At 75.2% G+C, this 10231-nt stretch carries 9 protein-coding genes; 5 read left to right on the forward strand and 4 right to left on the reverse strand.

What is annotated here, in order from left to right:
- Both mftE and mftF read left to right on the forward strand, forming a co-directional pair.
- Entirely contained in the window at positions 1 to 810 is an 810-nt protein-coding gene (gene mftE, locus ABT299_RS44600; RefSeq protein ID WP_500254498.1) for a mycofactocin biosynthesis peptidyl-dipeptidase MftE, read from the forward strand.
- Between the two features lie 14 nt (positions 811 to 824).
- Positions 825 to 2348 (forward strand): mycofactocin biosynthesis glycosyltransferase MftF, encoded by a 1524-nt coding sequence (gene mftF / locus ABT299_RS44605; protein WP_500254499.1) that lies wholly within the window; start codon positions 825 to 827, stop codon positions 2346 to 2348.
- A gap of 2 nt (positions 2349 to 2350) precedes the next feature.
- Here mftF and ABT299_RS44610 read toward each other — a convergent pair whose 3' ends face one another.
- Entirely contained in the window at positions 2351 to 3157 is an 807-nt protein-coding gene (locus ABT299_RS44610; protein ID WP_190865232.1) for a mycofactocin-coupled SDR family oxidoreductase, read from the reverse strand.
- 384 nt (positions 3158 to 3541) lie between these two features.
- On the opposite strand from ABT299_RS44610, the gene ABT299_RS44615 reads away from it, so the two are divergent.
- A complete protein-coding gene (locus ABT299_RS44615) occupies positions 3542 to 5905 on the forward strand; it encodes an ATP-binding protein (protein ID WP_500254500.1) in 2364 nt (787 codons plus the stop codon).
- Between the two features lie 154 nt (positions 5906 to 6059).
- A complete protein-coding gene (locus ABT299_RS44620; RefSeq protein ID WP_500254501.1) occupies positions 6060 to 7484 on the forward strand; it encodes a sugar porter family MFS transporter in 1425 nt (474 codons plus the stop codon).
- 34 nt (positions 7485 to 7518) lie between these two features.
- Here ABT299_RS44620 and ABT299_RS44625 read toward each other — a convergent pair whose 3' ends face one another.
- Positions 7519 to 8100, reverse strand: coding sequence for an N-acetylmuramoyl-L-alanine amidase (locus ABT299_RS44625; RefSeq protein ID WP_500254502.1), 582 nt, complete (start codon positions 8098 to 8100; stop codon positions 7519 to 7521).
- 148 nt (positions 8101 to 8248) lie between these two features.
- On the opposite strand from ABT299_RS44625, the gene ABT299_RS44630 reads away from it, so the two are divergent.
- Positions 8249 to 8755, forward strand: coding sequence for a DUF1269 domain-containing protein (locus tag ABT299_RS44630; RefSeq protein WP_190865238.1), 507 nt, complete (start codon positions 8249 to 8251; stop codon positions 8753 to 8755).
- Positions 8756 to 8825: 70 nt separating this feature from the next.
- Here ABT299_RS44630 and ABT299_RS44635 read toward each other — a convergent pair whose 3' ends face one another.
- Complete coding sequence (locus ABT299_RS44635) at positions 8826 to 9164, reverse strand: hypothetical protein (RefSeq protein WP_387031103.1); 339 nt, start codon at positions 9162 to 9164, stop codon at positions 8826 to 8828.
- Between the two features lie 9 nt (positions 9165 to 9173).
- Positions 9174 to 10058: a hypothetical protein gene (locus ABT299_RS44640; RefSeq protein ID WP_500254503.1), complete on the reverse strand. Its 885-nt coding sequence runs from the start codon at positions 10056 to 10058 to the stop codon at positions 9174 to 9176.
- Between the last annotated feature and the right edge of the window lie 173 nt (positions 10059 to 10231).

Here is a 10231-nt window from a genome sequence, read left to right on the forward strand (position 1 = left end):
GTGCCCGGCCCCGGAGACCCGGTCGGTGCCGGAGACCCGCCCGGTGCCGGAGGGCTGGCCGGTGCCGGAGGGCTGGCCGGTGCCGGAGGGCTGGCCGGTGCCGCCTGGACGGACGTCCGGGCGGCCCCGCTCGTCCTGGTGCCGGTCGGGTCGACCGAGCAGCACGGACCGCACCTTCCGCTGTCCACCGACACGGTCATCGCGGAGGCGGTCGCCGCGCGCGCGGCGGACGCCCTGCGCCCGGAGTCGGACGGGCAGGTGCTCGTCGCGCCGGCGATCGCGTTCGGGGCGAGCGGCGAGCACGCCGGGTTCCCCGGCACGGTCTCCATCGGGCACGAGGCGCTAAACGCGGTGCTGGTGGAGACCGTGCGGTCGCTCGCGCTGTGGGCGGGGCGCGTCGTCTTCGTCAACGGGCACGGCGGCAACGTCCCCACCCTCGACGCCGCCGCCGGGCGGATGCGGGCCGAGGGGCACGACACCGCCTGGGTCGGCTGCGGCGTGCCCGGCGGCGACGCGCACGCCGGGTTCACCGAGACGTCCGTGATGCTGCATCTGGCCCCCGGCCTGGTGCGTCCCTTCGGCGGCGTCACCGGGGACACCCGCTCGCTCGCCGCGATCATGCCGGACCTGGTCGCGGGCGGCGTGCGCGCCCTCTCGCCGTCCGGCGTGCTCGGCGACCCGGCCGGGGCGTCCGCCGAGCGGGGCCGCGAGATCACCGCGGACATGGTGGCGTCGGTCGTCCGCCGCATCGGCGGCCGGCGAACGGACGAGCGCGGCCGGCTCATCGACCCCGCCGCCGCGCGGCCATGACACCGCCGAAGAACATGAGCGCGCCGAAGAACCGGTTCCGGCTGCCCGCGAGCCTGCCCGTCGCGCTGGCCCGGGACACCTCGCTCTGGTCGGGCGGGCGCGTGGCCACCGGCGGCGCGCCCTGGAAGGTGGTGCGGCTGGCGGACGCGGCGCGCCCGCACCTGGCGGCGCTGCGCCGGGCGGGCCGCGCCGGCCTCGCCGACCCCTCGCCGCTCGGGCGGGCGCTGGCGCGCAGGCTCCTCGACCTCGGCATGGCCGACCCGCTGCCGGCGCCGCGTCCCGGACCGCACGACGTGACGGTGGTCGTCCCCGCCTACGGGCGGGCCGACGAGCTGGAACGATCCCTGGCCGCCGTCGGGGACGTGCCGGTGGTCGTCGTGGACGACGCGTCGCCCGACCCCGGACCGCTGCGGCGGGTCGCGGACGCGTACGGCGCGCGGCTCGTCCGGCATTCCCGCAACCGGGGCCCGGCGGCGGCGCGCAACACCGGCCTGCGCCTGGTCGAGACGCGGTTCGCCGCGTTCGTGGACTCCGACTGCCGCCCGATGGCGGGCTGGCTCGACGTCCTCGTCCCGCACTTCGACGACCCCCGCGTCGCCGCCGTCGCCCCCCGCGTCGTGCCGCTGTCGGACGACACCGGGCTGCTGGCCCGCTACGAGACCGCGCGGTCGGCGCTGGACATGGGCCTGCGGCCCGCGCTGGTCCGTCCCGGCGGCCGGCTCGGGTTCGTGCCGACCGCGACGCTGCTGGTCCGGGTCGCTGCCGTCCCGGACGATCCGTTCGACGAGGACCTGCGGCTCGGCGAGGACGTCGACTTCGTCTGGCGGCTGGGCGACCAGGGATGGAACGTCCGCTACGAGCCCGCCGCACGCGTCGCGCACACGCCGCGGCTGCGCCCGGCGGCCTGGGCGCGGCGGCGGCACGAGTACGGCACGTCCGCGGCCGATCTCGCCCGGCGCCACCCCGGCCGCCTCGCGCCGGCCCGGCCGTCGCTGTGGAACCTCGCCGTGCTCGGGCTGCTCGCGCGGGGACGCCCGGCCGCGGCCGCCGGCGTCGCGGGAGTGGCGGCGGCGCTGCTGGCCCGGCGCCTGTCGCGGCTGCCCGCCGACTGGAGCCTGGCCGCCGCCATCGTCGGCAAGGGCGTCGCCGCCGACGCCGCCGCGCTCGGGCACGCGCTGCGGCGCGAGTGGTGGCCGCTCGGCCTGGTCGTGCTCGCAGCCTCGCCCCGGAGCCGGGTCGCGCGCGCGACGGCGGCGGCCATGCTCGCCCCGATCGCGCTGGAATGGCTGCGGCAGCGTCCGGCCGTCGATCCCGTCCGCTACACGGTCCTGCGGCTCGCCGAGGACGTCGCCTACGGCTCCGGTGTGACGGCCGCGTCCGCCCGCGCGCGCTCTGCCGCTCCCCTTCTCCCGGACGTCCGGCTCCCCGAGTCGTTCCCGTCCGCCGCCGGACGGGCGCGCGAGGCCGGAGCACGGGCGCGCAAGGCCGCCGGACGGTGGATCGCGGCCGTCCGCCCGGCCGGCCGCGATCCGCGCTGACGTCAGCGGTTGAGGGCGCCGAGGTCGACCGGCAGTTGGGCGCCGGTGATGTACTTGCCCTCGTCGGAGGCCAGGAACGCGACGATGTTCGCGATGTCCTCCGGCTCGACCATCTCGTAGGGCAGCGTCGCCATGTAGATCGGGCCGAGCAGCGGGTTCTGCTCCAGCAGCTCGGTCATCGTCCCGGCGGTCATGCCGGTCCGCACCCCGTGCGGGTGGACGGTGTTGACCCGGATGTCGTGCTCGCCCAGCTCGTTGGCCAGCACCTTCGCCAGGCCCACGACGCCGTGCTTGGACGAGGCGTAGTGGGCGAGGAACGGCAGCCCCTTCAAACCCGCCACCGAGCTGGTGATGATGATCGAGCCGCCCTGGCCCTGCTCGATGAGCGTCGGGACGGTGGCCTTGACGGTCTTCCACACCCCCGTGAGGTTGGTGTCGATGATGTCCTGCCACTGCTGCTCTTCGAGCTCCCAGGTGCGGCCGTAGTTCACGATCCCGGCGTTGGCCACGACGACGTCGAGCCGGCCGAGCTCGGCGACGCCCTCGCCGACGGCCGCCTGGAGCGCGGCGAGGTCGCGCACGTCCGCCTTGCGGGCCACCACGCGGCGCCCCTGCGCCTCCACCAGCTTGGCGGTCTCGTCCAGGTCGGACTGGGCGGAGGGCTCGTAGGGGACGTACGAGCTGGCCGACCCGACGAGGTCGACCGCGATGATGTCGGCGCCCTCGGACGCGAGCCGGACGGCCTCCGCGCGCCCCTGCCCGCGCGCCGCGCCGGTGATGAAAGCGACCTTGCCTGTCAAACGCGCCATGGCTTACTTCCTCCACATGGGTCAGACCCGACGACGCAGAGGTGGAAGGCCTTTTTCGGGCGGACAACGGCTGCGCTGCCATCGGGCCGATAAAGCGGTCCACGCCATAGTGGCACTGAGTGTCAAAAGGAGCAAGAGCCCGCCATCGCCACCGGCGCCGACGACACGGTGGCGATGCCGGGGTCCGGCCCGGCGGCCGGGGGTTCCCCCCGGATCCCCGGCCGCCGGCGGCCATGCCCATCCTGGCGGGGCGGCCGGGATCCGCCATCGGTAGATGAACGGATTCCGGTACCGATTTTCGGTCGCCTTCCGTAGCACCGCGACTACACTCCAAAGGTCCCCTCTGGTTGCCGGGCGTCCGGCGGGAACTGACTCGGAGACGGCGTGGCGCTGAATGTGACGCTGGAACGGCAGACGGGAAGACTCCCCGCGGAGTTCACCAGCTTCGTCGGACGGAAGGCGGAGCTCGACCAGGTCGGGCGGCTGATCGACGGGCACCGGCTGGTCACGCTCACCGGGCCGGGCGGGGTCGGCAAGACCAGGCTCGCGGTCCGCACCGCGACCCGGGCGCGCGACGCGTTCGACGGCGGCGTGTACTTCGTCGCCCTCTCCGGGCTGTCCGAGCCGTCGCTGCTGGCGCAGGCGGTCTGCGACGCGCTCGGCCTCGTCGAGCAGGGCGGCGAGCCCGCCGCGTCCCGGCTGGCCGACCATCTCGCGGACCGGCGGGTGCTGCTCGTCCTCGACACCTGCGAGCACCTGCTCGACGAGTGCGCCGCGCTGACCGAGGCGCTGCTGCGGAGCGCGCCGGGGCTGCGCGTGCTCGCGACCAGCCGGCAGCCGCTCGACGTGCTGGGCGAGCACACCATCGCGGTCGCGCCGCTCGGCCGGCCGGAGCCGGACCGCGCGGACGCCGAGGAGTGCGACTCGGTCAAGCTGTTCGCCGAGCGCGCCGCCGCGGCCGTCCAGGGCTGGACGCTCACCCGCGGCAACCGCGACGCCGTCGTCCGGCTGTGCGACCGGCTCGACGGGATCCCGCTGGCGATCGAGCTGGCCGCGGTGCAGCTGCGGACGTTCTCGGCGGACCAGGTGCTGAGCCGGCTCGGCACCCGCCTGTTCCAGGCCCGCGGCGTGCGGACGAGCGTCCCGCGGCACCAGACGCTGCGCGCCGCGATCGACTGGAGCCACGCGCTCTGCTCGGCCGGGGAGCGGCTGCTGTGGGCGCGGCTGTCGGTGTTCGCCGACGACTTCGAGCTCGACGCCGCCGAGCACGTCTGCTCCGGCGACGACCTGCCCGCCGAGCACGTCGTCGAACTGCTCACCGGGCTGGTGGACAAGTCGATCGTGCAGCGCGCCGACCGCGGCGGCCAGGTCCGGTACCGGATGCTCGACAGCCTGCGGGAGTACGGCGTCGAGCGGCTCGCCGCGCAGGGCGGCGAGACCCGGCTGAGGCGGCGCTGCTTCGACTGGTACGCGGGGCGGCTGCGCGTCGCGCGCGCCGAGCTGGCCGGCGCCGGGCAGGTCGGCTGGCTCGCCTGGTTCGGCAGCGAGCGCGCCAACATCCGTGCGCTGCTCGGCCACGTCCTGCCGACCGCCGAGCCCGCGACGATCCGGGACGCGATGGAGGCGCTCGGCCGGCTCTGGATGCTGCACGGCATGGCGGGCGAGTGCCGGCACTGGATGGACCGGCTCCTGGAGACCCGCGACACCACCGGCGAGGGGTGGTCGGCGTTCCTCGGCGTCGCGGCCCTGACGATGGCCCTGCAGAACGACCTGGACGCAGCCGGGGAGCTGCTCGACCGGGCGCTGGTGCAGGCGCGGGCCGAGGGGGACGCCGACACGGCGGCCCTGATCGTCTCGTGCCAGGGCGTCGCGGCGCTGTTCGCCGGCGACGTCGACCTCGCGCTGCGGCTGCTCGGCGCCGCCGACGGGGTGAGCGAGGACGCCGCCGGCGACGACGTGCTCTTCCTGCTCGTCGAGGTCTTCCGGGGCGTCGCGTACCTGTTCAAGGGGGACTACCCGGCGGCGGTCGCGCACGCCGGGCAGGGCGCGCGGATCGGCGAGGAGCACGGCGAGCTGTGGGTGCGGTCCTACGGCATGCTCGTGTGCGGGCTGGCGCTGTGGCTCGCGGGCGACCTCGGCGCGTCGCTGGAACGGCTCTGCCGGTCGCTGCGGATCAAGCGCGACCTCGGCGACGAGCTGGGCATGACGCTGGGGCTGGAGGCGATCGCCGGGTGCCTGTGCAGCGGCGGCGAGTACGTCCGCGCGGTCCGGCTGCTCGGCGCGGCCGACCGGATGCGCGAGTCCACCCAGACCGCGTGGTTCGGCCCGCACCACGCGATGCTGCGGGAGATCCACATCGGCAAGGCCAGGGAGGCCCTCGGCGAGCGGCGGTACCGCGCCGCGTTCGAGGAGGGCGGGCGGCTCGCGCCCGCGCAGGCGCTCCAAGACGCCCTCGGCGAGCCCCCGGCCCCCGAGGACCCCGGCCCCGACGGCGCCGCGGACGGGCCCGCGCCGGACGCCTGCCCGCTCACCGACCGCGAGCTGCAGGTCGCGGCACTGGTCGCCGAGGGGCTGTCGAACCGCGACATCGCCGAGCGGCTGACGATCGCCAAGCGCACCGCCGACTCGCACGTCGAGCACATCCTTTCCAAGCTCGGGTTCTCCTCGCGCGCGCAGATCGCCGTCTGGGTCACCGAGCAGGGCGTCTCGGCGCAGGACGGCGCGGCGGAGGCCCGCCTGCCGTACTGACCGCGCCCCCCGCGGAGCGACCGGTGCGTGTGCCGGTGATCACGGAGGGTAGGGCCCGATCGGCACCGGCGCCGATCGGGGAGGTCAACGGCGATGACGACGATCCGGGCGGCCGCGGGCCGCGGACCGCGCGCGGCCGGGCGGCGGGCCTGACGTGCAGGCGTTCTCCACCGCGACGGTCTACGAGGGGCCGTTCTCCGAGGTCCCGCCGGACGGGCTGCGCAAGATCTGGCTCTGGGCGGTCCTGATCGCGGTCGGCGGGTTCCTGTTCGGCTTCGACACCGGGGTGATCTCCGGGGCGCTGCTGTACATCAAGACCGACTTCGGGCTCGACTCGTTCGAGCAGTCCAGCGTGGTCAGCGTGCTCGTGCTCGGCGCGATGGCGGGCGCGATGGGGTCGGGGCGGATCGCCGACCGGATCGGGCGCCGCAGGATCCTCGGCCTGGAGGGGCTGGTGTTCCTGGTCGGGACGGTCATCGCCGTCCTGTCCACCGGCTACGCGATGCTGGTGGCCGGCCGGCTGGTCCTCGGCCTCGCGGTCGGCGGCGCGTCGGCGACCGTGCCGGTGTACCTCTCGGAGATCTCCCCCAAGGAGATCCGGGGCCGCACCCTGACCCTCAACCAGCTGCTCATCACGATCGGCATCCTGGTCGCCTACCTGACCAACCTCGCGTTCTCCGGGGCCGGCGACTGGCGCGCCATGATCGGGGTCGGCGCGGTGCCCGCGGCGGTGATCGTCGCGGCGTCGCTGTGGGTGCTGCCGGAGTCGGCCGCCTGGCTGGCCGCGCGCGGGGACCGGGCCGAGGCGCGCCGGCTGGTCGCCTCCGTCACCAACGAGGCCACCGCCGACCGGCTCCTCGACCGCTACGAGCGGGACAGGGCGCGGCGGGACGGCGGGCGGCGGACCGGCCGGCGGACGCTGCTCGCCGTCGACGTCCGGCCCGCGCTGGTGGTCGGGCTGACCCTGGCGGCCGTGCAGCAGTTCGGCGGCATCAACACGATCATCTACTACGCCCCGACGATCATCGAGAAGAGCGGGCTGAGCGCATCCAACTCGATCGTCTACTCCCTCGCCATCGGCGTCATCAACCTGGTGATGACGCTGGTCGCGATCCGTGTCATCGACCGGTCCGGGCGGCGCCCGCTGCTGCTGTTCTCGCTCGGCGCGATGACGGTCATGATGGCGCTGCTCGGGCTGTCGTTCGTCGCGGGCTGGTCGTCCGGGCTCTCGCTGGTGTTCATGGTGCTGTACATCGCCGGGTACGCGGTCGGCACCGGGCCGGTGTTCTGGACGTTGATCGGCGAGATCTTCCCGCCGCGCGCCCGCGCCGCCGGGTCCAGCGCGTCCACCGCGGTGAACTGGCTGGCGAACTTCGTGGTCAGCCTGGTCTTCCTGCCGATCGCGACCGTCATCGGGCAGGGCGAGACGTTCTGGATCTTCGCGGTGATCGCGGGGCTCGGCTGGGTCTTCGTGAGCCGCTTCGTCCCGGAGACGAAGGAGCGCGACTTCACCGAGGTCGACGCGGACCTGCGGTCCCGGTTCGGGCGCCGCGCCCCCACCTCCCCCGATCCGGGCTAGCGGTGTCCACGCCCCGGGTCAGGCGGGGGCCGGGTCAGGCGGGGGCCGTGCCGGTCAGGCGCTCCCAGTGGCGCCGGACGTCGTCCCAGGGGAAGCGCGGGCCGGGGTCGATGCGGCGCCGCACCAGGACGCCGGGGTCGTCGGACGCGGGGACCGTCTCCTGGTCCAGGTCGCTGTGGCGCACCAGGCGGACGAGCGCCGGGTGGGTCTCGGTGAGGACGGTCAGCAGGTCCATCAGCGCGGCCGTCTGCTCCGGCGGGAAGTCCTCGGAGGGGTCCTGCGACCGCGAATGGAAATGGTCGGGATGGCGGCCGGTGTTGACCAGCTCGATCCCGATCGACGGGGTGTTGTGGCCCGCGGCGTGGGCGGCGACCCGGTCGAGCGGCACGAAGCGGTGGCAGCCGCCGTCGCGGTCGACGTAGAGGTGGCCGCACACCCCCGTCCCGTCCTCGGTCCCGGTGGCGCTCCGCTCGGCGAAGTCCCACGCCTCCGCCAGCGTCGGGATCTCCGTGGCGTGCAGGACGACGGTCGTGATGGACTCCGGCGACCTCCGCTCCAGCGACCCCCACCAGGAGACGAGCCGGTCGTCCACGGGAGGACCTGCGGGCGCCGTCATGATCCCCATGCTAACGGCGACAAATGGCGCAAAAGGCTTCTATGCCAATGGATTGCAGTTCTTTGGCGATATGACAGCGAAGATGGCATCAAACGCATATCGGAGCGCCAGCGGGGACACCCCTGGCGCCGGAGCATCGGGGGATGCCGTGAGCGATCTGATCGCCGTCGCCTACCCGGACGTGGACACCGCCGTGACGGTGCGCGACCGGCTGATCGACATGCAGCGCCGGAAACTGATCACGCTCGGCGACGCCGCGGTGGTGGAGAAGCGGCCGGACGGGAAGATCAAGCTGCACCAGATCCACAGCACCACGCGCACGGGCGCCCTGTGGGGCGGCGTGTGGGGCGGCCTGCTCGGCATGCTGTTCTTCGCGCCGCTGGTCGGCGCGGCGGTCGGCGCCGCCGCCGGGGCCGCCGGGGGCTCGATGACGGACGTGGGGGTGGACGACTCGTTCATGCGGGAGGTCGGCGCGAAGCTCCAGCCCGGCGGAGCGGTGCTGTTCCTGCTGGTCATCTCCGTGACGCCGGACCGGGTCATCCCGCAGATCGCCGAGTACGGCGGCGAGGTGATGCAGACCTCGCTCAGCAACGAGGCCGAGACGCACCTCCGCGAGACCCTGGAGGCCGCGAAGCAGGTGCACCAGCCCGCCTGAGCGTCCGCGCCCTGACGGACCCGTCACGTCCGGTTCGGGGCCGGGGCCTGCGGGTCCCGGCCCCGGGACGTCACCTGCCGCCGGGCTCGTCGCCGTCGCGCTCGGTCGACCGGTCCTCGGTCGGCTCGTTCTCGGCCGGCTCGTCGTCATCCGGCTCGTCGGCCGGGTCGTCGGCCGGGTCGGCGCCGGTCAGGCGTGCGCTCAGGCGGTGCGAGACGCGGACGTCGCGGTAGGTCACGTTCGGCTTCGCGGGCCGGGGCAGGTTCCGCCGGTCGGTGTCGGTGCCGGACTCGCCTTCCGGCTCGGCGCCCGCCCGCTCGGTGACCTCCGGCGTCTCGCGGAAGACGAGTTCGTCCGCCTTCACCGAGGCCCCGATCTCCACATCCGGTTTCCGTTCCGGTTCCGGCATCGCTCCCCCTCACATTCCCGGCAGCCGCTTGAGGACGCCGCCGATGAGGTCCCGGCCGGCGCGGACGGACTTCCTGGTCAGCGCCGCCGCCAGCTCGCCCGCCGCGAGGTCGTCCGGCCGCTCCGGGACGTCCCGCGCCGCCCGCCGGTCCCGCTCGCCGTGCGCCGCCCGCGGCTCCCGCTCGTCGGGCATCGCCTGCGGCTCCCGCTCGTGCCGCTCGCGCTCCCGTTCGTCCCGCCGCCGTTCGTGCTCGTCGCGCCGCCGTTCGTGCTCGTCGCGCCGGGGCGGTCGGCCTGGGGCCGGCGGCGGTGCGCCGGGGCGCGGCGGCTCCGGTCCGGGCTCTCGCCCGACGTGCGGGCGGCGGGGCGGCCTCCGGGCCTCGGTCCCGTTCCGCGCCCGGCCCACGTCGCCGCCCGGAGCGCGGCCGGCCTCCCGGACGGCCCGGCCGGCGTCCAGGCCCTCGATGGCCCGGCCCGCTCCCCTGCCCGCGTCGTCCACCGCGCGCGCCGTGCCCGCGCCCGCGTCCCGGACCGCGCCGCCGGCGCCCCGGCCCAGCTCGCCCGCCGCCGCGCCGACGCCGCGCGCCGTCCCGGCCAGGAGGTCGGGGTTCGCGTCGACGGTCTCCAGCACCCGGTCGATGATCCGTGCGACGTTGTCGAGCCGCACCTTGAGCAGCGCCTGCGCCTCCACGCCCTTGAGGACGAGGCTGACCCGGCCAAGGGACACCTCGGCGCCGACGCCGAGGGAGAGCACGTCGAGCACGGCGGCGTGCAGCGACACGTCCGCGCGCAGCTCGTCGACCTCGATCTCGATCTCGTCGACCTTGACGACCGGGACGTCCAGCAGGACGTCCGGGTCCTCGCCGGGCGCGCCGCCGGCGGGCGGCTGGTCCATGGCTTCTCCTCGGGTGCGCGCGTGCGGCCGTTCCGACGTCCCCTTACCGGCGGGGAGCGGCGCGAACCCTGGTCAGCGCGCGGTTTTGCCCGGATATGGCGAGGAGATTCCGTGATCATCGGGGAACGCCGCGCGGACGTCCCGCCGGCGGGCCCGGCGGGACGTCCGCCGCC

Source organism: Spirillospora sp. NPDC000708, from assembly GCF_040299565.1.
GTDB lineage: Bacteria > Actinomycetota > Actinomycetes > Streptosporangiales > Streptosporangiaceae > Spirillospora.